This window comes from Haloferax marinum, assembly GCF_009674625.1.
GTDB lineage: Archaea > Halobacteriota > Halobacteria > Halobacteriales > Haloferacaceae > Haloferax > Haloferax marinum.
Genome location: NZ_WKJQ01000001.1, coordinates 496,080 through 523,029 on the forward strand (window position 1 = coordinate 496,080; position 26,950 = coordinate 523,029).

At 61.9% G+C, this 26,950-nt stretch carries 27 protein-coding genes and 1 pseudogene; 15 read left to right on the plus strand and 13 right to left on the minus strand.

Features of this window, described 5'->3' with window-relative positions:
* Positions 1-5 precede the first annotated feature (5 nt).
* From GJR99_RS17900 to GJR99_RS02520, 3 genes and pseudogenes are all read right to left on the minus strand, one after another.
* A pseudogene (locus GJR99_RS17900) lies at positions 6-238 on the minus strand (PIN domain nuclease); the annotation flags it as partial.
* Entirely contained in the window at positions 237-1,367 is a 1,131-nt protein-coding gene (locus GJR99_RS02515; RefSeq protein WP_151109101.1) for a VIT1/CCC1 transporter family protein, read from the minus strand. The pseudogene GJR99_RS17900 and the gene GJR99_RS02515, both read right to left, overlap by 2 nt.
* Positions 1,368-1,507: 140 nt before the next feature.
* Positions 1,508-2,050: a cold-shock protein gene (locus GJR99_RS02520; RefSeq protein WP_191967055.1), complete on the minus strand. Its 543-nt coding sequence runs from the start codon at positions 2,048-2,050 to the stop codon at positions 1,508-1,510.
* A gap of 126 nt (positions 2,051-2,176) precedes the next feature.
* Here GJR99_RS02520 and GJR99_RS02525 point away from each other — a divergent pair, with 126 nt between their 5' ends.
* Complete coding sequence (locus tag GJR99_RS02525) at positions 2,177-2,674, plus strand: GNAT family N-acetyltransferase (protein WP_323849363.1); 498 nt, start codon at positions 2,177-2,179, stop codon at positions 2,672-2,674.
* A 66-nt stretch (positions 2,675-2,740) separates the two neighbouring features.
* Here GJR99_RS02525 and GJR99_RS02530 read toward each other — a convergent pair whose 3' ends face one another.
* Positions 2,741-3,562 (minus strand): CPBP family intramembrane glutamic endopeptidase, encoded by an 822-nt coding sequence (locus GJR99_RS02530; protein WP_151109103.1) that lies wholly within the window; start codon positions 3,560-3,562, stop codon positions 2,741-2,743.
* 371 nt (positions 3,563-3,933) lie between these two features.
* Here GJR99_RS02530 and GJR99_RS02535 point away from each other — a divergent pair, with 371 nt between their 5' ends.
* Both GJR99_RS02535 and GJR99_RS02540 read left to right on the plus strand, forming a co-directional pair.
* Positions 3,934-4,479 (plus strand): hypothetical protein, encoded by a 546-nt coding sequence (locus GJR99_RS02535; RefSeq protein WP_151109104.1) that lies wholly within the window; start codon positions 3,934-3,936, stop codon positions 4,477-4,479.
* A 135-nt stretch (positions 4,480-4,614) separates the two neighbouring features.
* Positions 4,615-5,043 carry an OsmC family protein gene (locus GJR99_RS02540; protein ID WP_151109105.1) on the plus strand — a complete coding sequence of 143 codons (429 nt, stop codon included), beginning with the start codon at positions 4,615-4,617 and terminating at the stop codon, positions 5,041-5,043.
* Between the two features lie 118 nt (positions 5,044-5,161).
* Here GJR99_RS02540 and GJR99_RS02545 read toward each other — a convergent pair whose 3' ends face one another.
* The gene (locus GJR99_RS02545; protein WP_151109106.1) at positions 5,162-5,968 is read right to left on the minus strand and encodes an aminoglycoside N(3)-acetyltransferase; all 807 of its coding nucleotides are present in this window, start codon (positions 5,966-5,968) and stop codon (positions 5,162-5,164) included.
* 132 nt (positions 5,969-6,100) lie between these two features.
* Complete coding sequence (locus GJR99_RS02550) at positions 6,101-6,508, minus strand: nuclear transport factor 2 family protein (RefSeq protein ID WP_154325924.1); 408 nt, start codon at positions 6,506-6,508, stop codon at positions 6,101-6,103.
* A 172-nt stretch (positions 6,509-6,680) separates the two neighbouring features.
* On the opposite strand from GJR99_RS02550, the gene GJR99_RS02555 reads away from it, so the two are divergent.
* Positions 6,681-6,917 carry a hypothetical protein gene (locus tag GJR99_RS02555; protein WP_151109108.1) on the plus strand — a complete coding sequence of 79 codons (237 nt, stop codon included), beginning with the start codon at positions 6,681-6,683 and terminating at the stop codon, positions 6,915-6,917.
* Between the two features lie 14 nt (positions 6,918-6,931).
* Here the strand turns inward: GJR99_RS02555 and surE are convergent, their stop codons facing one another.
* The 3 genes from surE to GJR99_RS02570 form a co-directional block, all read right to left on the minus strand.
* Positions 6,932-7,720, minus strand: coding sequence for a 5'/3'-nucleotidase SurE (gene surE, locus GJR99_RS02560; protein ID WP_151109109.1), 789 nt, complete (start codon positions 7,718-7,720; stop codon positions 6,932-6,934).
* Between the two features lie 68 nt (positions 7,721-7,788).
* Positions 7,789-9,192, minus strand: a complete 1,404-nt coding sequence (locus tag GJR99_RS02565) for a small ribosomal subunit Rsm22 family protein (protein ID WP_151109110.1) — start codon at positions 9,190-9,192, stop codon at positions 7,789-7,791.
* A 107-nt stretch (positions 9,193-9,299) separates the two neighbouring features.
* Positions 9,300-10,064: a prephenate dehydrogenase/arogenate dehydrogenase family protein gene (locus GJR99_RS02570; RefSeq protein ID WP_151109111.1), complete on the minus strand. Its 765-nt coding sequence runs from the start codon at positions 10,062-10,064 to the stop codon at positions 9,300-9,302.
* Positions 10,065-10,252: 188 nt separating this feature from the next.
* Between GJR99_RS02570 and GJR99_RS02575 the strand changes: the two genes are divergently transcribed.
* Positions 10,253-11,098, plus strand: a complete 846-nt coding sequence (locus GJR99_RS02575; RefSeq protein ID WP_151109112.1) for an SDR family oxidoreductase — start codon at positions 10,253-10,255, stop codon at positions 11,096-11,098.
* A gap of 170 nt (positions 11,099-11,268) precedes the next feature.
* Complete coding sequence (locus GJR99_RS02580; RefSeq protein ID WP_151109113.1) at positions 11,269-11,790, plus strand: hypothetical protein; 522 nt, start codon at positions 11,269-11,271, stop codon at positions 11,788-11,790.
* A gap of 69 nt (positions 11,791-11,859) precedes the next feature.
* Here the strand turns inward: GJR99_RS02580 and GJR99_RS02585 are convergent, their stop codons facing one another.
* Both GJR99_RS02585 and GJR99_RS02590 read right to left on the minus strand, forming a co-directional pair.
* Complete coding sequence (locus GJR99_RS02585) at positions 11,860-13,035, minus strand: M24 family metallopeptidase (protein ID WP_151109114.1); 1,176 nt, start codon at positions 13,033-13,035, stop codon at positions 11,860-11,862.
* 101 nt (positions 13,036-13,136) lie between these two features.
* Positions 13,137-13,556 carry a CBS domain-containing protein gene (locus GJR99_RS02590; protein WP_151109115.1) on the minus strand — a complete coding sequence of 140 codons (420 nt, stop codon included), beginning with the start codon at positions 13,554-13,556 and terminating at the stop codon, positions 13,137-13,139.
* Between the two features lie 146 nt (positions 13,557-13,702).
* On the opposite strand from GJR99_RS02590, the gene aroA reads away from it, so the two are divergent.
* Positions 13,703-14,995, plus strand: coding sequence for a 3-phosphoshikimate 1-carboxyvinyltransferase (aroA, locus tag GJR99_RS02595; RefSeq protein ID WP_151109116.1), 1,293 nt, complete (start codon positions 13,703-13,705; stop codon positions 14,993-14,995).
* A gap of 65 nt (positions 14,996-15,060) precedes the next feature.
* Complete coding sequence (locus GJR99_RS02600; protein WP_151109117.1) at positions 15,061-16,302, plus strand: alkaline phosphatase family protein; 1,242 nt, start codon at positions 15,061-15,063, stop codon at positions 16,300-16,302.
* Here GJR99_RS02600 and GJR99_RS02605 read toward each other — a convergent pair.
* Positions 16,288-16,779, minus strand: coding sequence for a DUF6653 family protein (locus GJR99_RS02605; RefSeq protein ID WP_151109118.1), 492 nt, complete (start codon positions 16,777-16,779; stop codon positions 16,288-16,290). The two genes, GJR99_RS02600 and GJR99_RS02605, sit on opposite strands and share 15 nt — an antisense overlap.
* Positions 16,780-17,119: 340 nt before the next feature.
* On the opposite strand from GJR99_RS02605, the gene GJR99_RS02610 reads away from it, so the two are divergent.
* Positions 17,120-17,827 (plus strand): universal stress protein, encoded by a 708-nt coding sequence (locus GJR99_RS02610; protein ID WP_151109119.1) that lies wholly within the window; start codon positions 17,120-17,122, stop codon positions 17,825-17,827.
* 31 nt (positions 17,828-17,858) lie between these two features.
* Entirely contained in the window at positions 17,859-20,042 is a 2,184-nt protein-coding gene (locus GJR99_RS02615; protein WP_151109120.1) for an amino acid permease, read from the plus strand.
* A 131-nt stretch (positions 20,043-20,173) separates the two neighbouring features.
* On the opposite strand, the gene GJR99_RS02620 is transcribed toward GJR99_RS02615, so the two are convergent.
* A complete protein-coding gene (locus GJR99_RS02620) occupies positions 20,174-20,491 on the minus strand; it encodes an RPA12/RPB9/RPC11 RNA polymerase family protein (protein WP_151109121.1) in 318 nt (105 codons plus the stop codon).
* Positions 20,492-20,763: 272 nt separating this feature from the next.
* Here GJR99_RS02620 and aroC point away from each other — a divergent pair, with 272 nt between their 5' ends.
* The 5 genes from aroC (at position 20,764) to dinB (ending at position 26,902) form a co-directional block, all read left to right on the plus strand.
* Positions 20,764-21,921 carry a chorismate synthase gene (gene aroC / locus GJR99_RS02625; RefSeq protein ID WP_151109122.1) on the plus strand — a complete coding sequence of 386 codons (1,158 nt, stop codon included), beginning with the start codon at positions 20,764-20,766 and terminating at the stop codon, positions 21,919-21,921.
* Between the two features lie 197 nt (positions 21,922-22,118).
* Positions 22,119-24,014, plus strand: a complete 1,896-nt coding sequence (locus GJR99_RS02630; RefSeq protein WP_151109123.1) for a 2-oxoacid:acceptor oxidoreductase subunit alpha — start codon at positions 22,119-22,121, stop codon at positions 24,012-24,014.
* A gap of 3 nt (positions 24,015-24,017) precedes the next feature.
* Positions 24,018-24,956 (plus strand): thiamine pyrophosphate-dependent enzyme, encoded by a 939-nt coding sequence (locus tag GJR99_RS02635; protein WP_151109124.1) that lies wholly within the window; start codon positions 24,018-24,020, stop codon positions 24,954-24,956.
* 107 nt (positions 24,957-25,063) lie between these two features.
* On the plus strand, positions 25,064-25,492 hold the full coding sequence (gene lrpA1 / locus GJR99_RS02640; protein ID WP_151109125.1) for an HTH-type transcriptional regulator LrpA1: 429 nt from the start codon (positions 25,064-25,066) through the stop codon (positions 25,490-25,492).
* A gap of 84 nt (positions 25,493-25,576) precedes the next feature.
* Positions 25,577-26,902 (plus strand): DNA polymerase IV, encoded by a 1,326-nt coding sequence (gene dinB / locus GJR99_RS02645; protein ID WP_151109126.1) that lies wholly within the window; start codon positions 25,577-25,579, stop codon positions 26,900-26,902.
* Positions 26,903-26,950 lie beyond the last annotated feature (48 nt).

The following is a 26,950-nucleotide window of genomic DNA, read 5'->3' on the forward strand; positions in this document are numbered from 1 at the left end:
CAGACTCACTCCTCGTCAGTCGGTTCCAGCGGAATTCTCGACGCGCCGATGTCCTCGTAGTCTTTCTCTGACGAGCGTACGTCCATGTCTGGCGTCGCGTGTCGCCGCGTGGAACGCGTCGAACGGTGTCATCCCTTCGTCGGAGTTTGACCCCCTTCAGGACGATTTGTTTCTCTTGTTCGTCTTGCACAGGAACGAGTTCGAGTAAATTCACAACGAGCGAAACGAAGTCGAACTCATCCGACCAGAGTCACCCCAATGAGCGTCCCAATGCCGTAGGTGAGTATCGCGGCGGCGAGTCCGATTCCGACCTGTCTGAACCCCGAGTACAGGACACTCCGCCCCGTCAACAGCGTGATTCCAGCGCCGATTACGAAGAGTGCGAGGGCACTCAGTATCAAACTCGCTCCAATCGCTGTGAAGCCGGTGAGGAGGAAGAACGGGAGGACAGGGACGATTGCACCGAGCGCGAAGAGGACGAACGACGCTCCGGCGGCTTCCCATGCCGACCCGCCAAGTTCCTCCGTGTCGATGCCGAGTTCCTCACGAGCGAGTGTATCGAGGGCGGTTTCCTCGTCACTGACGAGTTGTGCAGCCAACGATTCCGCCTGCTCCGTCGAGAGACCTTTCGCCTCGTAGATGAGCGCTAACTCCCGCTCCTCCTCTTCGGGGATTTCGGCGAGTTCCTCCGCCTCGATGTCAATCTGGCGCTGGTAGAGTTCCCGAGAGCTTTGGACCGAGAGCCACTCGCCCATCGCCATCGACCCCGCACCTGCGATGAGGCCGGCGAGTCCCGTAATCAGAATGGCCCCCGATTCGAGAGCGGCCCCCGCGACACCCATCACGAGACTGAGGTTCGAGACGAGTCCATCGTTCGCCCCGAGCACCGCCGCACGGAGGGCGTTTCCGCTCGTCGCGCGATGGCGTCCCTCTAGGCGGGCCAGCACGCCACCTTCGACTCCTCGTCCCGGTACCTCCGCGATGGTCGCTAACAGTCGGTCGTGCGACCGTTCGTCTGCGGACAGACCGGTCCCCTTCGCTTCGGGCTGTGCCGTGTACTCTCGACCACCTGCGACTTCCCCTGTTCTCATCGTCGAGAGCACGATTCCGGGGCCGAAGCGTCGCGCCAACCACGCCAGCGTCCTCGCTCGGATGGTCGGCTTAGGAGTCGATACGGTCACCCCAGCCTCTTCGAGTTTCTCCGCCCAAAAGTCGGCGTGTCGCGTCTCTGTCTCGGCTAACCGCCGGTAGACTTCGGTGAGTTGGGGGTGAGATTCCGCCTCTGCCATCGCGCGATAGACTGTCGCACTATCGATTTCGTCTTGCCGATTTTTTCGGTAACGCGCGATGGCTTCCTCGTTCGCCATCGTTCGTTACTATTCGTCGGATTGTCATATAGGTGTGTTGAGCAATTCCGCTCGTCTATCGACTGGTTTTAGCGTTCTGGATCTCGGAACCGGTTTGATTCGACCTCTGTGTAAATCTCGGCGGAGACGCCGCCACGCGGTTACCTGTACTTTCGGTCGTCTTTGAAACTCTCGATGCGGTCGTTCGACTTCCCCCTCGACCCAGCACGATACGCAGTGTCGTCTTTCTGGCGTCCAAATCCGAGTCGTGTGGCAGTGTCGTGTTTCTTCTCGGGCGACGCCTCTTGAGTTCCCGAACGCTTGATGACCGTCGCGTCTTTACATCTGAAACCGTTCTCCGTCTCGACAACGCTGAACTCCAACCGGTCACCCGTCTGTAGCGTGTCGGTGTCCACGTCTGAAATGTGCACGAATACATCGACGGTGTCAGTCGTCTCTGCCGTACTCTCGGTGTCGACATCGGCCGTCGCCACGAACCCGAACCCCCTGTCTTCTTCGAACGAGTGAATTGTTCCTGTCGCCCGTGCGGTGACCTCTCTCGACTGCCCCCGTCGTTCTCTCCTCTCGTCGCGGGCGGGCGGTTGGGTATCCTCGTCTCCACAGTTCGCGTACTTCTTGTGGTATTCAAAATTCGTCTTCGCAGAGAACCGTTTCCCACACGTCTCACACCTGACACTAGCCATGTTAGTGTAAATATCAAGATATATTATATAAATCATACTGTCGGTGTGGTTCTTGGGAACCGTTCGTCAGTCGTGGAAACAGTTCAAACTGTAACTCTCGTTACCGAGCAAAGATAGAAGTCATAGATGCGACTGGTGACAGACGACGTTCACCACATGATGCTCACCGAAGCAACCGAAGACGACATCGGTGTCCTCGTCGAGTACTGGTACGACCTCGCGTCCGAGACGGAACGGTATTCGGAGTTCAACGAACTCGTGTACGACGGCGTCGACGACGTTCCCAAAGCGGGCTTCGAGACCCACTTCGACAGCGACGACATCGCTGACTACCTCGTCGAAGAAGCGGACGAGTCCATCGGGTTCGTCACGCTCCGAGACGGCGAACATCCGTCGAGAGAGTACGAGCGCTACAAGTCGATCGTGAACCTGTTCATCGTGGAGGACTATCGGAACCAAGGCTACGGTGGAGCAGTCGTCGCGGCGGTGAAAGAACTCGCCCGCGAGGACGGGTGTGACCACCTCAAAGTCTCCTGTGAGTGGGAAAACCACGACGCACGCCGGTTCTACGAAGACACTGACTTCGAAGAAAAACAGGTCACGTTCGTCCAAGCAATCGAGTGACAACGACAGGAGACGGTGCGGCAGGAGGTGCGACGGGAAACGGTGAGGCAGGAGACGGTGTCGAACCTAACTCGGCGATATATCGTCGCCACCCCGTACCAACCGCTCTCGTCCCCAGTAGACGGCGACGGCAATCGTACTCACTGCGAGAAGCGCCACGAACGTGAGACTCGCGGGGTCGGAGTCGAGGATGGGGAACATCGCCTGCGACCAGTTGAACGACGCGTGAAACAGCAGTGCAGGGAGAAGGCTTCGGTTCGTGTTGTTGTACACCCACGTCAACAGGACCGAAAAGAGCGTAATCGAGACGGCGAATCCGAGGAACGGGTTTTGGTAGTAAATCGTCTCGCTGGGGATGTAGAACAGCGGAACGTGCCAGATGGCCCAGGTGAGTCCGATGATGACGCCGCTTACGACTGCGCCGAAGCGTTCTTGCAGCGCGTCGAGGAGGTAGCCTCGCCAGCCAAACTCCTCCTGAATCGGGCCGCCGAGAAGCAAGATGAACACGAACGCGATGGGAAGCACGAGCAGGTTTCCGGCCCACGGAAACGACGGGGTGGTGTCGGTGGCGACCGCGACGGCGAGCGACGCGAACACGACGACGGGTGCGAACAGAAGCGCGACGCCCACCCACCGCTTCGGATAGTCGAGTTGGAGTGCTCGGCCAGCGAGTCGTTTGGCACCCTGAAGACCGTCAGCGTAGACGACGAGAACGAACGCAGCAATCGTCGGTCCGAATGCACCGAGTTCTGGGAGGAGTGGAAAACTCTCGATGTATCCCTCGGAGACGAGCGCTCGTGGTACCCAGAATACCCACGACCACCCGAACGTCAGTAGTAAAAACACAGCGACTGCTCGCCAAGTGGTCGACCGACTTCGAGAAGCCATGATGATTGATACGTTCATCTGTACGATAATACTTCCCGACGACCGGAGCGGTTTCTGCGGTCTCTCACGCTCTCACTCTCGGTTCCCTCTCGGTATCGGTGTGGTTTACGCTCGCTTTCGGGGTCCTCACGGAGTCGTTCTGACTCGTTCTGTCGAATCGCCCGGAATTTCTACAGGCGATGCAGAACGTCTGGATTTCGGTCGAGACTGGTGAAATTGGTACAGTTTCGGGTGACAATTAAAACGGACTCTATGCAGAACTGACCAAGAAGTTGGCAAATACCTATTGTCTTTCTTGGCCTCTTTTCAGTCCAGTCAACGGGTGACAGAACGGACGCTGTCCGACTCGTTGATTGGGTAGGTAACTGAAAATGACCACCGAAAAACAACACAACAGCCCGACTCGCCGCAGGTTCTTGCGGACGACGGGACTCGTTGCAGGTGCGCTCGCGCTCGGAGTCACTGCAACTGGAAGCGCAGCAGCGGTCCAGACAGCGAACGGTTGGTACGAAGGAGAAGAAATCTACTACATCAACCACGGTATCGAAGAAGGCGTTACAGAACGCGGCGAAAACGACATCTACCTCATCGGAGGAGACCGGAAGTTCCAGGCACAAGTCGTCGAGTTCGTCCCCGGTGAACGCGGCTACTCACCCCACTGGAACGTCAACCTAGTCCAGACGGCACCGGGAGTGACGGTCAGCGATATACTCGCTTCCGAGTACGCCTCGAGCCACTACCCAGAGGCACTCTTCGACGACGTCGAGGATATTCTCGGAGCACAAGACGCTGGGCTCGTCACCATCACCAAACCAGGTGTCGTAGTGCTCTGCCCCATCGTTCCCGAAAAAGCGGCGGAAGCCCCCGGTAACGACGAACTACCGGAAGTGTTCGAGCCGTGGGAGGAGACGTTCTAATCCCGAAACGATTCGCCATACTACGGCTGTTTTTTGCGCGTTCTGACCCAGCTACCGGCATCGAGACGACCGACTCGTGCCCACGTATCAACCGCCGATATTTCCTTACTGGTGGAACCCGATACTACGTGTGGAATGCCCATTAGACAAGCTGAAACGACGTGGCAAGGTGGAAAAGACGGGAGTGGCGACTTCACGACCGAGAGCGGGTTAGTCGAAGGGACGCTGTCGTTCCCGACTCGGTTCGAAGAAGAACCCGGAACGAATCCTGAAGAACTCATCGGCGCGGCGCACTCTGGGTGTTTCTGCATGCAACTGACAGCGCTCCTCGAAGGTGAGGGCTACACAGCGACCCAACTCCACACCGAAGCGGACGTTCACCTCCGCCCTGCGGATGGTGGTGGCTTCGAGATTCCGAAAATCGACCTGACGCTGGAAGCCGACATCCCCGACATCGACGAGGAGACCTTCGAAGAAATCGCTCAGCAAGCGAAGGAAACCTGCCCAGTTTCGAAAGCGCTGGCCGGCCCCGAAATCACGCTCGACGCGACACTGCTGAGCTAACTCCGACCCGTCATTTTTTCAGACACCAGTTCACCCGAGCGGCCAGTGTACGACTTCTACTCGTCTTTCGAAGCTGTGGGCCCAGAGTCACCACCGTGTTTCGACAGGACACGGCCACTCAGCGATGTGATTCGAACCACTCGACCGCAAACTCGACCAGTTCGGGTTGGCTGCCGTACGTGGCAGTCGCTGCACCGACTGTCCCTTCGGTGAGTCCGACCTCGGATTCGAAATCGGCACCGAGTGCGTCGAAGTCGTCGGAGTCGATTTCGATATCTTCGTACTCGACCACGACTCGCTCGCCGTCTCGGAGCAGCGGTGCGGCCGAGTGGGTGTGTTCTTTCTCGACGTCGGCGCGATACTCCGCGAGGTGAAGTGAGGTGTTTCTGTCGTGGCCGACGCCGAGGAGTAACACATCACCGTCTCTGTCGTAGACACGGGCGAGTGGGGAGTTCTCTCCGAGTCCGTAGTCCAGTTCGTGTCCCCCGACGACTTCGTCGGCCCCTGCGCCCCACGCGGCGAACGAGAGTGACGGGTGTTCGCTCCGGAGGACGTCAGGATAGGTTCGGAAGCATTCAGCTATCGCTCCCATCCCACGTGTGGGCGTCACCTCTGGTCGGAACGGCGGCATCTCGTCACGAATCGGTTGAATCCAGTCGTCGGGAACCGGTGGATTCTCCCACCCTTCGGGGTCGGTGAACTGTCCGCTGTGGGTCGGCATGACGAGCGTTCCCTCCGGGGTGAGGACCTCCTGAAGGGCGTCGACGACTGCTTGCGGACCGCCCGCGACCCAGCCGAGCGAACTGAGAGACGAGTGGACGAGGAGGGTGTCGCCCGCGTCGATACCGAGCGAACGGAAATCCGATGCGAGCGAGGCGACGGTCCCCGGTTCGTCGACTGCCTCGATGGCGTCTGCTTCTGTCATGTGATAGTTGTCTGAACAAGTCGACATCAGTATTGGCTTCGTGAACCGCCAAGAGACATCCTTCCCACACACTGTCCCGGCCGAAAAAACGAACGCAACCACGGTTCGTGGCCGCGCCAATATGCTCGTGACCTACGCTTCGAACACGCGGAGCATCGCCGCCGTATCTGTGCTGTTGACGCACTTCGTTATCTTGCCGTCTTTCATGTCACAGATGTGTGCGAACGAGACGTCGAATCGGTTGCCCGATTCTCTGTCTTTCCCGCGGAACCGCCCGACACCGACGACGGTATCCCCGCCGTCGATGAACCGTTCGGGCTCAACTGAGAGGTCCTCGAACGTCGCCATCGTCTCCATGAAGATGTCGTTCAAGACTGCGTCCGGGCCGATGTGCGACCCTGGACTCGGAGCACCGTCCGGTTCAATCCACTCGATGTCTTCGGAAAACACCGACAGTACGGCGTCGATATCTCCTCGGTTGTACGCTTCGTACGCACTCTCGAGTATCTCGACGTTCGTTCCCGTGCCAATTGCTACCACTTGTCTCACCCCATGTTGTCCTACGAACTCTGAGGAGATAGCGTTAGTACGACGTATGATAGCATTGCAATCTCCGATTGGCGGCCACGTGTCCACGGACTGGTGCGAACCCGCCCCGGTAGACGGTCAGGGAACCGAAACACGAATGTGACGGTGGTGTGTCACGACTCGCATGAGTGACCTTTCTGCTCGCGAGGCGCTCCGCTATGCCACCGAAGATAGTATGCTTGCCCTCTACGGCGTCGTCTTCAGTGGATGGGTGCTCCTCACTGTCGCGGGGGTGGGACTCACCGCGGGGGGTATCGCGTTCGTCTTCGGCCTTCTCTCGGTTCTCGCTGGTGTGCTCGCGCTACTCGCAGGTGGTGTCGCTATCGTATATAAAATCCTGGCCGATAGTCGAGCGGTGTGACCGCCTGACCCGGTTCAGAGATACGTCTCGGCCAGCGCGTCGAGCGCTTCGTGGTGGTGTGTCGTGTGTGGCGCGGTGAGCGGTGAGACCGACACCTTTCCTTCGACCACGGCGCGTCGGTCCGTCCCCTCGGGGTCGGGGATGTCGCCGGTCGCCATTCGTTCCCAGACTCTGTCGTGCAGTCGGACGCTCCCGTCGTCGTAGGTCGCGGTCATGTCGTACAGTTCCGAGGGGTACGTCACTTCCATGTCGGCGGGTTCGCCGTCTTCGGTGGGCATCGGCGCGTTGACGTTCAGATAGTCACACTGCTCGAAGACACCGGCAGCTTCGGCGTGTTCGACGAGATAGGACGCGGCGTGTGTCGCCTCGCGGTAGTCTCGCGGGTCGGTGGCTTTCTGGTGCCACGGAACGTCGCCACCGGGCGGGACGTACATCGAGAGCGCGATAGCGGGGACGTCGAAGAAGGCGGCCTCGACGGCGGCGCTGACGGTGCCAGACCGACCGAGGACGTACGCACCGATGTTCGCCCCTTTGTTGATGCCCGAGACGACCATATCCACGTCGGGACAGAGGGCTTCGAGGCCGGCGACCGTACAGTCTGCGGGCGTCCCGTTCAGTGCGTACCCGAGTTCGTGTTCGGTGACCACGGCGTCGGTCGACATCTTTCGACCGACGGCGCTCTGGTCTGTGGCGGGCGCGACGGCCGTCACGTCTGCGAACACCGAGAGGGCGTCGTAGAGTGCGCGGAATCCGACGCTCTCGATGCCGTCGTCGTTCGTGAGGAGGATAGAACGTTCGCTCATGGTAGCGACTGCGGAGGGAATGCGCAAAAATCCACCCGTCGGTTCGGTGTCGCCGGGGAGTCGGAAGATTACGCGACCATATCGACGATGGTCTGGTCGTCGACGACGAGGTTGTACGCTTCTTCGTCGTCGTTCCAGAGGGCGAGGACGTTCTCGAAGACCAAGACGTCCCCGTACGCCGCGTCCGAGAGGTCGGCGTTCAACACCGTCGATTTCGTCCGGACGGCGTAGTGGTCGACTGCTTCGCTCCCGTCGCCGATTTTGAACACCTGATTCTTTCCTTCGGAGAGGTCGTGACTCAGTTTCACCGCCATCAGGTCGATGCGGTTCGTGACGTGTCGCTCCATCTCGGCCATCTTGGCGAACCGGGCCGCGTTCGCGCGAATATCGACCCGACGCTTGCCGTCGGTTCGGAGGATGCTGTAGGAGTACTGGACGTCGACGTTGACGAACGTCCCTTCGTCTTCGTCGGAGTCCCGTCCTTCGTCGAGTCGGCGCTGGAATCCCGGCACGTCGAGGTCCGGTCTGACGTCGAACGACCACCCACGGTCGGCCGGCGCATAGCCGTCCCAGAGGCGGAGTGTGGGTGAGTAGATGGTCACGTCGCCATCGACAGGGGTGACCTCGCGTTCGACCTCACGGAGACCGATACTCGTGTTTCGGTCCGCGGGTGCGACGGCGACGATGCTCCCGTCGTCTGCGAGAACGTCGAGATATTTCTCGACGACTGCGACGGGGTCGTCGAGTTCGCTCAGGACGCTCGCGAAGAGGACGACGTCGTACTCGCCGTCGGGGTCGAACGCCTCCGCAGTCTCGCGGTGAATCGTGGTCCGAAAGTTCCGCCGCGTCTCACCGAGTACGTGTTCGAGCACGTCGGCAGACGCGCTCGGTTCGACCGCGTGATACTCGACGAGCGAGTCGTCGGGGAGGTAGTCGTGGAGGCCGAGTGCAGGCCCACCCGTTCCCGCGCCAACGTCGAGGACGCGAAGCCGACGCGAGAGAGTGCTTCCCTCGGCTAAATCGTCGAGAACGTACCCAATCGCCGCGTAGTAATCTGGGAGGTGGTAGAGGGCGTAGCCGAGTGCGGCGTCGTCGTCGTACTCGACGGGGTTGCCACGGTAGTAGTCTTCTTTCAACTGGCGGACGCGCTGGCGGAGTCTGTCACCCGCGTCACCGACGTGCCAGTTTGCTCCGTAGCGTCGGATGAGCAGGTCTTCGACGGCGAACGAGTAGTCGTCGGGGAACGCCTCCGGCGACCATCCGGGGGGTGTCACCAGGTCCTCGTTCGCCGGGACGAACGTTCCGTCGTCCTGCTCGAACAGTCCGAGGTCGTAGGCTTCCTCGCGGAGCGTCTGTTTGACGACTGCGGGATGTGGTTGGCCCTCGATGTACTCTGCAATCTCGTCGGGGTCTATCGGGCGAACGTTTCTGAGGTACTTCGCGTTGTCGCGGACGGCGTCTCTATCTATCATCGTCGGGATACTGTGGAGGGTTCTGGTGGGCGCTTTCGTCGGGGGTCGAGGTGACCAGTTGCGTGGTCACGTTGTTCGGGACTCATCGGCGGGCGTACCCATACTCGTCACTCGGCAGGTTCGTGGTTGTCGGTTTCGTCGTCCGCCTGCGCGACGCGCCGATAGAGCTCGGTGAAGGTCTCGCTGTCGGCCACCGCGAGGTCACGAGCGGCGTCTGCAACCCGGTCGGTTCCCTCTCCGAACGAGGCCTGGATGTCTGCGTAGACCCGAGGATTACCAGACGAGACCGACGACACGAGTTCGTCGAGTGCAGCAGAAATCGGCGTGGCGAACTCGTCGCGGACGTCGTCGGCCGCGAGTCCGAACGAGAGGATTGCGGCGTGTGCGGCGGCCTGGACCGTCTCCATCGCCGTGTCGTGTTCCTCTGGCGTGGTCTCGAAGACGTTGTTGCCGGCGCTCGACAGTTCGTCGAGGATGGCCTCACCGAGTGGCCCTGGTTCGTCTACGAAGGCCGCGACGTTCCCCGGCGCGTTCTTCGGCGCGAAAAGCGGGTGGAGACTGAGTCGTTCTCGGTCGGGGAGTTGGTCGCGCATCGCGGTCACGGGCCCTTCCATCGACCCCGTCACGTCGCACATTCCTCGCGCGGCGCGGTGGGCGTGTGCTTCGACCGCCGTCTCGGTGAGACCCATCGGCACTGCGAGACAGACCACGTCGAACTGCTCGTCACCGTCCAGAGGGACTGCGCGACCACCGAGTTCGTCGGCCGCAGCGACCGCTTTCTCGGGGGTCGCGTCTGCGAACGCGAGGTCGGCGTCGACCGTCCGACCGAACCAGCGACCCATCGCACCAGCGCCGACGACGAGCAGTTTCATCGGTTCGGAGTGGTAGCGGGGCACCCAAAAGAGAATCGGTGGCGGCGAGTCCGCCACTGCGTCGTGATGTGCGGCGGACCGCTCGACGAGTCGGTGTCACACAGCGAGTGAACCTGCTCCCGGTCAAACACCGGTGAACGGAACCCCAGTGTACGAACCATCAAGTGACCCTTTGACAATGTGATTCTATGGCAATCGACGACGTCGATTTCGAAGGACGCACTGCCTTCATCACTGGAACGAGTCGGGGTATCGGGAAGCAAATCGCACTCGATTTGGCTGACCGCGGTGCGAACGTCGTCTCGACGGGCAAGACCGTAGAGGAGAAAGACACGCTGCCCGGAACCATCGTGGAGACGACCGAGGAGATTCGCGAGCGAGGTGGCAACTCCATCTGGTGTCAACTCGACGTCCGCGACGACGAGACGATTCAGGCGGCCATCGACGAGACCGTCGACACTTTCGGCGGTATCGACTTCGTCGTCAACAACGCCGGTGCAATCCACATCGCGAACTTCGAGAACACCCCACCGAAACGGTTCGACCTGCTCATGGACGTCAACGCCCGCGGGTCGTACGCGACGACGCACGCCGCGCTCCCGCACCTCCGCGAGAGCGACCACGCACACGTCGTCACCTTCTCTCCTCCGATGCCGGCCCGACCGGCACCAGGAAAGGTCGCGTACGCCCTCTCGAAGTACGGGATGACCTTCATCGCCGAGTCGCTCGCGCAAGAACTCGCCACCGACGACATCGCCGTGAACGCACTCTGGCCGGTGGCCGCTATCGAATCGGAGGCGACCCGCCACTTCGGCATGGGGAGGCCCGAAGATTGGCGCACTCCACAGATTATGTGTGACGCACTCACCGAACTGTTCTCTCGTGACCCCACAGAGTGTACGGGGAACACCTACTACGACGAGGAGATTCTCGCCGAGGCGGGCATCGAGGACCTCTCGTCGTACGCCGTCGTCGAGGGGACCGACCCCGGTCCGATGTCTGCCCAACTGTTCGACCCCGACTACGAGCGCTAGTACACCCCGTTATCGGGTCTGAGACTCGGGGCCAGACGTTTATGTAGTTGAACGCGAGAAAATGCGCAATGGGTTTCCGCGCCCCCAACGCTCCGGAAACATGCTTCTCCCCGCGATATTTTACTGAATCGGCAATTAGAGTTAAATACTACTGGAGGTTCGCCTAGCCCATGGAGTTCCCTCGCCTCCCGTCCCGAGATACGAACGGCCGGAAGGTCGTTCTTCCAGACGACCTCGAGGGTGAACAGACACTGTTGCTCATCAGTTTCGACCGACGACAGCAGTCACTCGTCGGGTCCTGGCGAGGGTTCGCAAAAGAGCTGACAGAGACGTACGACCACTTCGGATACTACGAACTGCTCGTGTTGGGTGGCCGAAGCGGGATGATGCCACCGCTCGCCGGCGGTGGACTGACACCGAGTGCGGCCAGGAGTCGGCCACACGACAACGCGCTCGTCGCACGCGTAGACAAGACGGCACTTCAACGACGCCTCGGCCTCCTCGGTGAGGGAAACATCTACGCGCTTCTCATCGAAGATGGGCAGGTCGTCCGACAGGCCGCGGGTGTTCCCACGCCCGAGACCGCCGACGCACTGGAGAATCTCCTGAAACAGTGGCGCGAGGCCAACTCGGGGTGGACCGACGCGACGAGTGTCGGACCCTCCACGGGCGACAGCGCACTCGACAGTTAGGCGCCGAATTTCGACGGGTTCTGCCGATTCAGGTTTCTATTCGACGATGGGTTCTGCCGGGTCAGATTTCTATTCGACGACGAGTTCGACCCGATAGTCGGTGAGGTTCTCGTAGCCATCTTCGGTGACGACGACCATGTCTTCGATTCGGACGCCACCGACGTCTGGGTCGTAGAGGCCGGGTTCGATGGTGATTACGTGTCCCGGTTTCAGTTCTTCGCCGTTCAGGCTCACACGAGGGAGTTCGTGCACGTCGAGGCCCACGCCGTGGCCCGTGCTGTGGATGAATCCTGTCTCGGCAGACTGGTCGGCCCGAAGCGTGTTCTCGCCGGCCGCTTCGTACACGTCGCAGACGGCGTTGTGGACGTCTTCGCCCGTCGCGCCCGGTTCGACGGCGTCGAGTGCGGCGTGGAACGCTTCTTCGGTCAGGTCGAACCACTCGCGAACCTCGTCGGTCGGTTCGCCCTTGACGAAGGTTCGCGTCATGTCGCCGTTGTACTTCGTCGCCTTGTCGCGCGGGAAGATGTCGACGATGATGGCCTCGTTCGCGTAGAGTGGGCCACTCCCGCGGTTGTGCGGGTCGGCGGCGTCGGCCCCGCCGGCGACGATCGTCTCGTCTAAGGCACAACCGTGACGAAGCAGCGTCACTTCGATTTCTTCTTTCACGCGCTCGCTGGTCAGGGGTTCGCCCTCGTAGACGAGCATTCCGTCGTCGTCCACGTCGGCAGCGCGGATGAGTCGTTCTGCGGCCGCCATCGACGCTTCGTTGGCGTCTTGGGCGTCGTGGATGTACTCGACTTCTTCGTCGCTCTTGACGGCGCGAATCGTCGTCAGTACGTCGTCCGTCTCCGCTTCGACAGAGATGTCCTCGTTGCGAAGGGCGTCGGCAGTACCGAGCGGGAAGTCAGCAGGAACGGCGAGCGACGTCACGTCGTGGTCGGCCAAGAACGCCGCGACGACCTTCGCCTTCCCGACGAGTGGTCCGTACTCGGCGAACTTCTCCCGGTAGTCGTAATCGGAGAGACGCGAGACGGTGTCTGCGCGACTCTCTTTTTTCGCACGCCCGTATTCGAGTGTGGAGACGAGGAGGTGCGTCCCTTCGGGTGTGTAGAGCGTCGTGTACGGGTCCGGCGCGTCGAATCCGGAGAGATACAACTGGTTGGAGTCACTGCCGTCGGCGGAGATGAGATAGCCGTCGAAGTCGTCACCGAGGAGTTCGGCCAATGGTGAGAAGTCGGGTTCCATACTCCGCGATTCGGCCGACCGGTAGTAAAGCCCTCGCGTCGCGGCCGAGGATGGTGGTTTTCGGTCGGCTGACAGGCCCCTGTTTCACTCGGAAGACGGAGTCAGCGCGGGAATTCACCGCGGACGACGTCGGCCAGTTCTTCGAGTTGCCCCGAGAGGTGGCACAACAGGTCGTCCAGTGTGACGATACCGACGAGGCCGTCGTCCGAGACGACCGGGACGCGGCGAACGCCTTCTTCGTGCATCTTGTCGACGACCTCGGCGATTCCGGCGTCGGGAGCGACGCTGAACACGTTGGTCGAGAAGATGTCGTTGGCGACGAGGTCACCGACGTCTCGGTCGCCGGCGACGCCGTAGACCACGATGTCGCGGTCTGTCACGACGCCGGCGACGACGCCTTTCGCGTCGACGACGACGACGCTTCCGACGCGTTCTGTTCGCATGGTCCGGGCGACGTCTACCAACGAATCTTCGACGTCGACTGTGACGACGTCCGTCTGGGCGAGTTCCTTGACGAGCATACTCGTCCTTCGTCACGAGAGGGCATAGAAATACACGTCGTTCCAGCGAGTCGGGAACGCTCTCGTCGCCCGATTTGGCACTTCGACGAGTGGGAGAACGTCGCCGTGTCCGGTACGCTGATACCACGTCACGACGACGCCCGCATATGGACGTACACATCTCGCAGTCTCGGGTTCGGGGGAGAACCCGAGCGCCGCCGTCGAAGAGTTACACACACAGGGCCATCCTCGCGGCAGGATACAGTGACGAAGCAGTCGTTCGCGACGCCCTCGTCAGCGCCGACACCGAAGCGACCATGCGAGCGGTTCGGGCGTTCGGTGGGTCGGTAGTCCGCGACGGACAGACTATCGACGTCGAGGGGTTCGACGGCCGTCCGGGGACGCCCGACGACGTCGTCGACTGCGCCAACTCCGGGACGACGATGCGTCTCGTCACTGGCTGTGCCGCGCTCGGTGAGAACCTGACTATCCTCACCGGTGACGAGTCGCTCCGGTCGCGTCCACAGGGACCACTTCTCGACGCCGTGTTCGACCTCGATGGACGTGCTGAGAGTACACGTCGGAACGGCCAGGCACCACTCATCGTCGGTGATGGACTGTCCGGCGGGACCGTCGAGATACCCGGTGACGTCTCCTCGCAGTACATCACGGCGCTCTTGATGGCTGGCGCGGTCACCGACGAAGGTATCGACGTCGACCTCACGACCGAACTCAAGTCGGCACCGTACGTCGATATCACCCTGGAAGTTCTCGACGACTTCGGCGTCGAAGCGGTGCAGACAGACACCGGATTCTCCGTCCCCGGTGGTCAGTCGTACCGCCCCGTCGGTGGTGAGTACAGCGTCCCCGGCGACTTCTCGTCGATATCGTATCTCCTCGCGGCGGGTGCCGTCGCCGGTGCAGACGGCGAATCGGTCGTCGTCGAAGGTGCGCGTCCGTCTGCACAGGGTGACAAAGCCATCGTCGATATCGTCCGTGACATGGGTGCAGAAGTCGAGTGGGACGAAGACGCCGGAGAACTGACCGTCTCGGTGGCCGACCTCTCGGGAACCACCGTCGACGTGGGCGACACGCCAGACCTCCTCCCGACGATTGCGACACTCGGTGCAATCGCCGACGGCGACACGGTCATCGAGAACTGCGAACACGTCCGCTACAAGGAGACCGACCGCGTGACCGCGATGGCCGAAGAACTCGCCAAGATGGGCGGGAACGTCACCGAACAACAGGACCGTCTGACCATCCACGGCGGCGACACCGACCTCGTCGGTGCCGACGTCGACGGCCGCGGCGACCACCGCATCGTGATGTCGCTCGCCGTCGCCGGTCTCGTCGCGGACGGCGAGACGACCATCTCTGGGGCCGAGCACGTCGACGTGTCGTTCCCGAACTTCTTCGAGACGATGCGTGACCTCGGCGTCGACGTGACCGAAGCCTGAACCCCAGAACGTCACAGACGACTGACGACACAATCTTTTTCCCGACGCCGTCCGGCGACTGTGCCATGCAGCGACCCGACGTCTCGGCACTGCGTGAGCGCCAACTGGACGGTGACTATCTCCTCCCGGCCTACGAGGACTGGTGTTTCGCCCGGATTCCGGGGACGGTTGCCGACCTACTCGGTGCCGACGTCGGGCCGCGTCTTCCCGCCGCGGCAACCGACGAGTACGACGATATCTCTCGCGTCGTCGTCTTCCTCGTCGATGGGTTCGGTCTCGCGCAGTGGGACGGCGAGCGCGAGCGAATCTCTTTCTTGCGTCGGTTCGAACGCGCCGGGCGAGTAACGCCGCTCACCTCCGTGTTTCCGTCGGAGACGGCCAGTGCGTTGAACACCTATCACTCGGCGACACTCCCGTCCGAACACGGCGTCGTCGGGTGGAACGTCTACGAACCGACGGCAGACGAGCAGTTCGAGGCGCTGCCGTTCCTCCGGAAAGACGGAACGCGACCGGAGCGACTCGACTTCGAAGACGTCGCCGACGCGGAGAGCATCTATCCCAGACTGGCCGACGCGGGTATCGAAGTGCATCAGGTGACGCCCTTCCCCAACGAAGCGACGGTGCCACACGAGTACGACCCCGAAGACCTCTCGACGTTCCCCGACGCGTTCGCCGAGGCCGCCGAGGAAGCGTCGGACCCATCGTACATCTTCGCGTACCTCCCACAGACCGACGCCATCGCGCACGCCGAGGGCGTCGACTCCGACGACTACCGCGAGACGGCGGCCGAGACGTTCGACCGAATCTCGGAGGCTATCGCGACGCTCGCGGAGGCCACGGTGGACGACGACGGAGAGACCCTCGTCTGCATCACCGCGGACCACGGCCTCGTCGACACCGACCCCGAGCGAAACGTCGACCTCTCGAGACCGCCGTTCGACGTCGTTTCGGACCTGCGAACGCTCACCGACGGGACGCCGATTCGGTTCTCTGGGAGTCCACGAAACGTCCATCTACACCTCCAATCCGACCGCGTCGACGCCGTCTACGAGACGCTCACGTCGGAACTGGAGGCACGAGTCGTTCGGAAACAGGAGGTGCTCGACACCAACCTGTTCGGCGCGAACCCCTCCGAGACGTTCGAGCGCCGACTCGGTGACCTCGTGGTGGTCCACGAATCTCTCGGCGTCTGGTACGGCGACGAAGAACCGGGGAGTCTCCGGTTCGTCGGCATGCACGGTGGACTCCACCCCGACGAGATGCTGATTCCCTTCGCGACGGCGACGCTCGACTCACTCCGCGAGTGATGATTCGGCGGTGGTGAGTCTCTCGGGACCCTCGCCGGTCACACCGGTCTTTCTGATGATGGCGTCCGTCCACCAGAGTTTGATTACCATCACACCGAGCGTGCCAACTGCCGTTCCGACTGGATTGCGTCGAATCGCAGACGCGAAGGCGTAGAACGTGACGGGGACGTTGAGGACGTTCAGGACGTTCGGGTAGTCGAGTCCCATCGTCCCCTCTCCCTCGTCTAGCCACTCGCGTTCGGCGAGGACGATTCGGCTGAGATAGTTGTCCGTGCGCTCGGGGCGCGGGAAGAGGACGGGGTTGACGGCGATGAACGCCAGCGTGGCGGCGAAGAGTTTCGCGTCGCGCTTGTAGATGGCGTACATGAACACCGGATAGACGAGAATGCGCGTCCCAGCGCTCCACGGGTTCGCGTGGCGCTCCCAGAACGTCGCTTCGAGTCGGCCGCGGAGTCCGCCGTCGGCAGTCGATTCCATAGGTACTCTTCGCCGGCTTCACTTATGAACCTCCGCGCGGCGAACGTCGCCTTCGAAGGGTTCGGATTCACGACGTCGGATAGTCGGTTCTGCCGAACTGCCCATAACGTAACCGCTGTGACGTGACACAGACAGCGGGTGGATGCAGCAACCCAGCTGCGTTCGTTCGTTTCAGTGATGAGAGAGCAGGAGCACGGGGACAGCCCCTCGACGAGGACCGGTGTCTACCGTCCGACAGTACGGACCGCCGCTCACCGAAACGTGGTCGGCTCCGGTGTTCGAAGACGCCTGCAAACCCCGCGAAGGATTAAGCGGGCTGGGAAAGAATGTTTGTGACATCATGACACGTATCGACGAGCTGAAGATTCTCGTCCCGGTCGATGTCTCGGGGACGGACCAGCCACCCCTCGACGTCCTCGACCATCTCGGCACCGTCGAGGTGGTTTTACTCGGGTACTTTCCGGTACCTGACCAGGCCGAACCGGCACTGCTCAGAGACCAGTACGGTCCCGAGGCTACCGACCGGCTGGACGCAGTCGCCGACGAGCACGGGAATCCCGCCGAGGTGCTCGTCTTCACGCACGACCGTGAGGCCACCATCGACCGCATCGCGGACGAGTACGACTGCGACGCGGTGCTGACGGCTGGTCGTTCGACGGTCGTCGGCCGCGTCCTCGTCCCGCTTCGCGGGGACGTGAACCTCGACCGAATCCTTACAGTCGTCGCCGACCTGCTGCTCGCGGGCGACGAGACAGCCACCCTGTTCCACTCGGTCCCAGAGGACGCCGACCCGACCCAGGGAGAATTACTCCTCATGGGGGCCGTCGACCGCCTCGTCGAGTACGGAGTCGAACGCGACAGGGTCGACTGGCAGCTCTCGAAGGGCGGTGACCCACAGACCGACATCGTCGAACTTGGAGCATCGTACGACCTCGTCGTCCTCGGCGAGACCGAACCCTCGCTCCGCGAGCGCATCATCGGGGACGTCCTCTCGGCCATCGTCGACGCGCTCGAGGTCCCGTCGCTCATCGTGAGGGACGTCGAGTGAACCCACACGCCACGAGATGGAGGAGAGACAGATGAGCGTCGAGGGGAACGAACTCGAGCGGACGCTCGGATTCGTCGAGGCGATGACGCTCGGCGGGGGGACGATGATCGGTGCGGGAATATTCATCCTCCCAGGTATCGCCGCTGAAACTGCTGGCCCCGCGAGTTCGGTCTCCTACGCCATCGCTGGCTTCGTCGCGCTGCTCGCGGCACTCTCGCTTTCCGAGCTAGCGACCGGGATGCCCATCGCTGGCGGGAGCTATCACTACGTCAACCGCGCGCTCGGCGGACTCTTTGGGGCCGTCGTCGGCTGGGGGATGTGGACGGGGCTGATGTTCGCGAGCGCGTTCTACATGATTGGCTTCGGGCAGTATCTCGTCGAACCGATTCCGTTCATCGACGGACGGGTCTTCATCGTCGCCCTCGGACTCGTCGGGCTCGTCCTCCTCCTCGGGGTCAACTACTACGGCACCGAGGAGTCGAGCGCCTTCCAGAACGTCACCATCGGAGTCGAGACTGCCATCATCCTCGTCTTCGTCGCGGTCGGCGTGTTCTTCATCGACCCTGGGAACCTCGAACCGTTCGCCCCCTTCGGTCCTGGTGGTGTCATCGCCACGACCGGTATCGTCTTCATCTCGTTCCTCGGCTTCGAAATCATCGCCACCGTCGCCGGCGAGATTAAGAATCCCAGTCGAATCATCCCGCTGTCGATGATTCTCTCGGTGGTGCTGGTGACCATCCTCTACGTCCTCGTCATGCTCGTCAGCACTGGCGTGATTCCCTTCGAGTCGCTCGGTGACTCACCAATTCCGGTTTCGGACGTGGCCGTCACCTACCTCGGTCCAGCAGGGGTCGTCGCAATCGTCTTCGCCGCCATCATCGCGGCGATATCGAGCTCGAACTCCTCGATACTCGCAGCCTCGCGGGTCATCTACGCCATGGGCAGAGACGGGGTCGTGACCGACTGGTTCAACGTGAGCCACCCCCGGTTCTACACCCCCCATCGAGCCATCGCGGCTACTGGCGGCGTGACGGCACTGTTGATTCTCGTCGGCCTCGAAGTCGAGACTATCATCGCGCTGCTTGCAGAGGCAGCAAGCTTCAGTTTCCTCGTCGCCTACTCGCTCGTCCACGTCTCGCTCATCGTCTTCCGGCGGGCCGACCCGGACGGCTACGACCCCTCGTTTGCGCTCCCACGACCGCTCTACCCGGCCGTCCCGATACTGGGAGTGGTGCTGTCGCTCCTCGTCGTCTCGCAGATGGCGACTGTCGTCGTGTTCATCGGGTCGGGCATCGTCGCCTTCGGGGTCGTCTGGTACGCGACCTACACACGGGGCCGCGTCGTGAGCGAAGGACTTCTCAGCGAGGCGATTCGGGGGAAACCCGCCGAGCCGTTCCGCGTGGTCGTTCCGGTGGCGAACCCGGCGACACAGCGCGGCCTCCTCCGTCTGGCCGCGGCCAGCGCACACGCCAACGAGGACCGGGGGACGCCCGAACTCGTCGCGGTCAACGTCACGCCGGTCGCACACCCCTCGCCGCTGCAGAACGTCGAGGCCGACCGCTTCGAGCATCAGCGCGAACTTCTCGAGAGCGCCCACGACATCGCGGCCGAGATGGACGTCACCCTCCGGACCAGAACGGTCGTCGCTCCCGACGTCGGCGAGGCGATACTCGACGTGCTCGAAGAGGAGGACGCCGACGAGGCCATCCTCGGCTGGGATGGGTCGCTCGAACGCGACGGCCACGTCTTCGGCGCAACGGTCGACCCGGTGGTTCGGCACGCGAGCTGTGACGTCTCACTCGTGAACCTCAGAAACGAGACCATCGGGACGCCGGTGGCACTCATCGCCCCTGGCCACAATGCGCCGGTCGTCGCACACCAGGCGGTCGAATTCGCGACCGTCGACGGGACCGTCCCGACCCTGCTGAACGTCCAGTCCCCCCGAGGGAAAGGTGACTCGGACGCCGAAGAACGGGGGCGAGCGGTCGTCACTGACGCCGCCGAGGCGGCAGGACTCGACCCCGACGAGTACGAGGTCCGGGTCGTCGTCGCCGACGATATCGGTCGGGCGGTCGTCGAAGCGACCAGTGAGTACGACACCGTCTGCGTCGGTCTCTCGGGGCGGACCGAGGGGTCACGAATACCCTTCGGAACAGTCACCGAACGAGTCGTGCACGACGTCCCGAGTAACGTCGCCCTGATACGTGGCACGTGAGCGCCCCCCGACGCTCCACTGCCCGCTCTCAGCGGTCGCCCGGTGAAGAAGGGGCGGCCGCGCTACCTATTAATTGAATGAGTTAACTGCTCGGTGGCTCTGCGAACTGAGTGGTCTGGGTTACGGAGGAGTCAGGAGTCGCGCCACTTGTGGCCACACTCGACGCAGGTGAACAGCCGAACCTCGTAGGAGCCGCCCGGCTTCGGCATCATCTGGTAGTGTGCCCGGTCGCTGTCGCAGTCCTCTGCGGGACAGGGCTCTTGCATCGTCTCGGTGGGGCCCTGAGTCGCGTCGGCCACGGCGGGTGCCCCGTCGTCTTGCTGTCCATCCTGGAGCGTCATCGCCGCTTCCGCTTTCGAGTCCCGTCGCTCTTCGTTCTCACAGGAGCGACACACCCACGTGTCGCCCTCCGTGTGCATCATCGAACCACACTCGTCACAGAACTGCATGTTACATAGGAATACGAGATTGTCGGATATATCTGTTAATTTCCACTCCGTCGTGGATTCCACGCAACTGCTCAGGCTGACTGCCTCGACCATTTCTCTTCGCTCGCTTCGTGAGGACAGCGGCGTGCAAGACTTGCGCCCGCTATTCAGCACGGCCCTGCAAACTACCAGACACGGCCGATTTCGACAAAGGTAGAGTGTCCTCCTTCACAACCGCCCACGATTGCACCTATCTACAAACACTAAATGGGCGGACACCCGAGGGTCCGGTAATGAACGGCAACGAATTCGGTCGCCTCTTTCGGGTGACCACCTACGGCGAGAGCCACGGCGACGCCATGGGTGCCACGATATCCGGGTGCCCCGCCGGTGTCGAACTCTCCGTCGAAGATATCCAGCACGAACTCGACCGACGAAAACCGGGCCAGTCGATGATTACGACGAGTCGCGGCGAACCCGACGCCGTCGTCGTCAACTCCGGGACCCAAGACGGCTACACGACGGGAACGCCCATCGGGATGGTCGTCCAGAACAAGGACGCTCGCTCCGGGAAGTACGAACCCTACGTGACCGCGCCCCGTCCGTCACACGGCGACTTCACCTACTCCGCGAAGTTCGGGACGCGCAACTGGGGTGGCGGTGGGCGGTCGTCCGCGCGCGAGACGGTGAACTGGGTCGCGGCCGGGGCCGTCGCCAAGCAGGTGCTCGAACAGAGTGAGTACGATATCGAGGTGAAAGCCCACGTCAACCAGATTGGCGACATCGAAGCGCCACCGGTCTCGTTCGACGAGATACTCGAACACAGCGAGGAAAACGACGTTCGGTGTGCCCACCCCGAGACGGCCGAGAAGATGCAGGAGGCAATCGAACAGTATCAGAAGGAAGGCGATTCCATCGGCGGGTCCATCTACTTCGAGGCACAGGGCGTCCCTCGTGGTCTCGGTGCGCCTCGGTTCGATTCCTTTTCGGCACGACTCGGACAGGCGATGATGGCCGTCCCGGCGGCGACCGCCTTCGAGTTCGGTCTCGGGCGAGAGGCCCGCGAGTGGACCGGGTCGGACCGCAACGAGAACTGGGAGTTCGACGAGGAGGGTGACCCGCGACCAGTCGGCAACAAACACGGCGGCATTCAGGGTGGCATCACCACTGGCCAACCAATCTACGGCGAGATGACGCTCCACGCACCGACGTCGATTCCGAAGAAACAGCGGACTGTCGACTGGGAGACGGGCGAGGAAAAGGAGATACAGGTCGTCGGCAGACACGACCCAGTGCTCCCCCCACGTGGTGTGCCAGTCGTCGAAGCGATGCTCTACTTGACTATCCTCGACTTCATGCTGCTCGGGGGGCACATCAACGCCGACCGCCTCGACGGTGCGGTCGGTGAGTACGACACACAATACCACCCCTCGAGTCCACAAAACGAGTAAAGTACTCGAAATAGAGTTATCACTCCGGAACGAACCGAGAGTGACTCTCCGTTCGTCCACTTTGTTCGCGGTTGCAGTGGGGTAATATAACAATATTAATTCCTTCATTATCTTTCCTTGTCAATCCATAGCAAAGTCTTTAATCAAACCCACTCAATTTTTCAAATAGCGCCCCAGCGGGGCCGTGAGCTCAAATTATGACTGACCACGAACTTATCTGGCGCATCGCAGGGGGTTCCGGTGACGGTATCGCCTCGACCAGCCAGAACTTCGCCAAAGCCCTGATGCGAGCGGGGCTACACGTTTTCACGCATCGACACTACCCGTCGCGCATCCGCGGTGGTCACACGTACACGGAAGTCCGCGTAAGTGCTGACCCAGTAAAGTCGCGCGGTGACGGATACAACTTCCTCCTCGCCCTCGGTGACTCCTTCGCTCGGAACCCGAGTGAGGGTGCATACTACGGCAACGAGGAGATCAAGCCACTCTCCGAGAACCTCGACGAACTCAACGAAGGCGGTGTCATCGTCTACGACTCCGGTCTGCTCGACGCAGACGAAATCGAGAACTTCGACGAGCGTGTCGAGGAGAACGACTGGCACGTCTTCGACATAAACCTCCGCGAAATCGCCCGTGAACACGGCCGCGAGGTCATGCGCAACACCGCCGGTGTTGCTGTCACCTGTGCCATCGCAGACATCGAACCCGACGTCATCAAGAGCCTGATGTCGGACGCGATGCCGGAGAAGATTCTGGAACCGAACCTCACCGTCTTCGACGACGCCTACGAGATGGTCCAAGAGGAGTTCGACATCGCCGCTCCCGACATCTCGGTTCCTGAAGGAGAACACGACGAAGACCAGGTTCTCATCTCTGGCTCCGACGCCATCGCGTACGGTGCCATCGACGAAGGCTGTCGCTTCATCTCCGGGTACCCGATGACCCCGTGGACGGAAGTGTTCGTCATCATGTCGCAGAACCTCCCCGAACTCGGAGGCATCTCCGAGCAGGTGGAAGACGAAATCGCTGCCGCCGCACTGGCGATGGGTGCGTCCCACGCCGGTGTCAAGGCGATGTCCGGTTCGTCTGGTGGTGGGTTCTCGCTCATGTCCGAGCCACTCGGTCTCGCAGAGATCACCGAGACGCCACTCGTCCTCGTCGAGGCCATGCGCGCCGGCCCATCGACGGGTATGCCGACGAAGCCCGAACAGTCCGACATGGAGCACGTCCTGTACACCTCGCAGGGTGACTCCCACCGCGTCGTCTTCGCGCCTGCGACCGCCGCAGAGGCGTACTACCAGACGCGCAAGGCGTTCAAGCTCGCCTACGACTACCAGATTCCGTCTATCGTCCTCTACGACCAGAAGCTCGGTGGCGAACTCACGAACGTCCCGGCATCGGTCTTCGACGAAGAGCCGAACGCGGACCTCGGTTCCGTCCTGACGGAAGAAGAACTCGTGGACGCACCTCACAGCGACGCAGGGACCTTCGAACGCTTCCGCCACGACACCGAAAACGGTGTCTCGCCGCGCTCGCTGCCCGGCCAGAAGGGCGGTCGCTACCTCGCGTCCGGTAACGAACACGAGCCGACCGGTCACATCTCGGAGTCCCCCGAGAACCGCGTCACGCAGATGAACCGCCGCATGCAGAAAGTCGACTCCATCCGTGCGGAACTCGACGACGACAACGAGTTCAACACGGTCTATGGTCCGGAAGACGCCGAACTCGGCCTCATCACCTTCGGTAGCCAGCAGGGTACCGTCGAAGAGGCGGCCGACATCCTCAACGAGAACGGTCACTCGGTGAAGGTCCTCGGTGTCTCCGAACTGATGCCGTTCCCGAAAGAGCAGGTCAAATCGTTCCTCGAGAGCGTCGACGAAGCGCTCGTCGTCGAGATGACGGCCTCGGCGCAGTTCCGTGGCCTCGTCCAGAAGGAACTCGGTGGCTACGGCGACACGATGTCGAGCCTCCTCAAGTACAACGGCAACCCGTTCGAGCCCGCCGACATCGTCGAGGGCTTCGAGACGGCGCTCCTCGAAGGCGAGGAGCTCCCAGACAACCGTACGAAGTTCGTCCCCAAGGTGGGTGAATAAATCATGAGTGCATTCAGCGCAATCGGTGAGGAAACGGAGAAAGACCAAAACGAGTTCACGCCCGGACTCGAACCCCAGCCGACGTGGTGTCCTGGCTGTGGTGACTTCGGTGTGCTCAAGGCTCTGAAGGGTGCGGCGGCCGAACTCGGCCTCTCGCCCGACGAGATGATGGTCACGACCGGTATCGGCTGTTCCGGGAAGCTCAACAGCTACTTCGACGCCTACGGCTTCCACACCATCCACGGTCGTTCGCTCCCCATCGCCCGCGCCGCAAAGCTCGCCAACCCCGGCCTGACCGTCATCGCCGCCGGTGGTGACGGTGACGGCTACGGTATCGGTGGCAACCACTTCATGCACACCGCTCGTGAGAACCACGACATCACCTACATCGTGTTCAACAACGAGATCTTCGGCCTGACGAAGGGGCAGACGTCCCCGACGTCGCCGATGGGTCACAAGTCGAAGACCCAGCCCCACGGCTCGGCCAAGACGCCGCTTCGTCCGCTCTCGCTCTCGCTGAACGCGGGTGCGTCGTACGTCGCGCGGACGGCCGCGGTCAACCCGAACCAGGCGAAAGACATCATCGTCGAAGCCATCCAGCACGACGGCTTCTCCCACGTCGACTTCCTGACGCAGTGCCCGACGTGGAACAAGGACGCACGTCAGTACGTCCCGTACATCGACATCAACGACTCCGACGACTACGAGTTCGACAAGACGAGTCGCGCCGAGGCGTCCGAGATGATGTTCGAGACGGAGAACGCACTTCACGAGGGTACCGTCCTCACCGGCCGGTACTACGTCGACGAGTCCCGTCCGTCCTACCAGCAGGAGAAACAGCGCATCGGCGAGATGCCCGAAGAACCGCTCGCTGAGCGGTACTTCGACGACTCCTACGAGTGGGAACGGTCCTACGACAAGTTCCTCGACAAGCACAAATAACGCACACTGTCGCCGCGTCGAACGGTCGGTCACAGACCAGTTCGACGTGGAGGATATGCGTTTGCGGATTCGCAAGATATTTTTCTCCCGTACAAAAACAAGCGGGCATGGAAACCACGTCCACGGAGGGACGCATCCTCGCAGTCTTGGAAGAAGACGCGAAAGCGTCGTACGCCGAGATTGCAGACCGGGCGGGCGTGTCGAAGCCGACGGTTCGAAAGTACATCAGCAAACTCGAAGACGACGGCGTCATCATCGGCTACTCTGCAGACATCGACCCGAAGAAACTCGCTGGACAGTCGATTGCGATGGTCGGCATCGAATGCGCCAGTGAACGCTACGTGGAGGTCACACGTGCCCTCAAGGACCTCGGCGACGTCGAATCGCTCTACACCTCGTCTGGTGACCACATGCTGATGGCCGAGGTCCGCGCTGTCGACGGCGACTCGCTGGGTGACGTCATCTCTGACAAGATTCTCTCTATCGACGGCGTCGAGGCCGCCCACCCGTCGTTCTTGCAGGAACGACTGAAGTAGCGAACGCTGTCCCACGCTGGTTTCGCGTCCACTTTCACCGTGGTACCTGAAGGTTCAGGTACGTCGCCCGTCTACCCTCACCTGATGGCGGAGGAGACGCTCCCAGGGACTGAGACGGACGACGAACCCGACAGAATCGTCCTCCACGTGGACATGGACTGTTTCTACGCCTCCTGTGAGCGACTCCGCGAACCCGAACTCGTGGGCGAACCCGTCGTCGTCGGGATGGGCTACGAACCCGGCGAAGGCCACGGCGCCGTCGCAACCGCGAGTTACGAAGCACGAGAGTTCGGTGTCGGAAGTGCCCAACCGATATCGACGGCGTTGGAAAAACTGCCCCGGCGTGCAGACGTCGCCCCCGACGAGGACCCTGCTGGAACCGGGCACTATCGTACCGTCGATATCGACTTCTACAAATCCATCGCGAGCGAGGTCAAAGAGATTCTCCACGACTGCGCCGACGTCGTTCGTGAGGTGAGTATCGACGAGGCGTATCTCGACGTGACCGACCGAACCGCGTGGGACTTCGCGCCGTCTGGCGACCGGACGCTCGCAGAAGGCTACGCTCGGTACGTGAAACAGCGAATCGCCCGCGAGGTGGGTGTCACGGCGTCTATCGGCGTCGCACCGAACATGTCCACCGCGAAAATCGCCTCGGACTTCGACAAACCGAACGGCCTCGTCGTCGTCAGACCTGGCGAAGTTCAGTCGTTTCTCGCACCGATAGCTGTCGAAGAGATTCACGGTGTCGGCCCCGTCACGGCCCGCGAGTTGGCGTCTCTCGACATCGACACGGCAGGTGACCTCGCGGCGGCGGACCCGACCACGCTCGAATCCAACTTCGGGTCTCGTGGCCGCGAACTTCACGACCGAGCACGCGGAATCGACGACCGAGCGGTCACGCCGACGGGGCGGCCCAAGAGTCTCTCCAGAGAGTCGGCGTTGACCGACCCGACCGCAGAGATGGACGCGAAACGTGAAGTCGTCCGCGCACTCGCGGCAGACGTGGCCGACCGTGCGCAGTCGCGCGGGGCGATGTATCGGACTATCGGCATCAAAGTGGTCGTGCCGCCGTTCGACATCAACACTCGTGCCCGGTCACTTCCCGGTCCTGTCGACGACCCCGACCTCGTCGAGTCGGTCGCACTGGAACTACTCGACGCAGAGTTCGCAGACGAGCGAGTCCGTAAACTCGGTGTACGAGTCTCAAATCTCTCGTTTTCGGCAGCAGACCAGTCGCGTCTGGACGGGTGGGAGTCGACCGCCGACGCGTCGACTGGTCGTGACGACACAGCGACCGAAGCCGAGCAGTCTGGGTCGAACACAGAACAGTCCGCGTCGAACGCAGAGCAGTCCGCGTCGAACGACGAGAAGCGCCTGGGGCAGTCGTCGCTCGTCGAGTTCGACTGAGTTGCGCCGACGAACGTCGAAGAGAGGGGAGGAACTATGTCCCCCGAC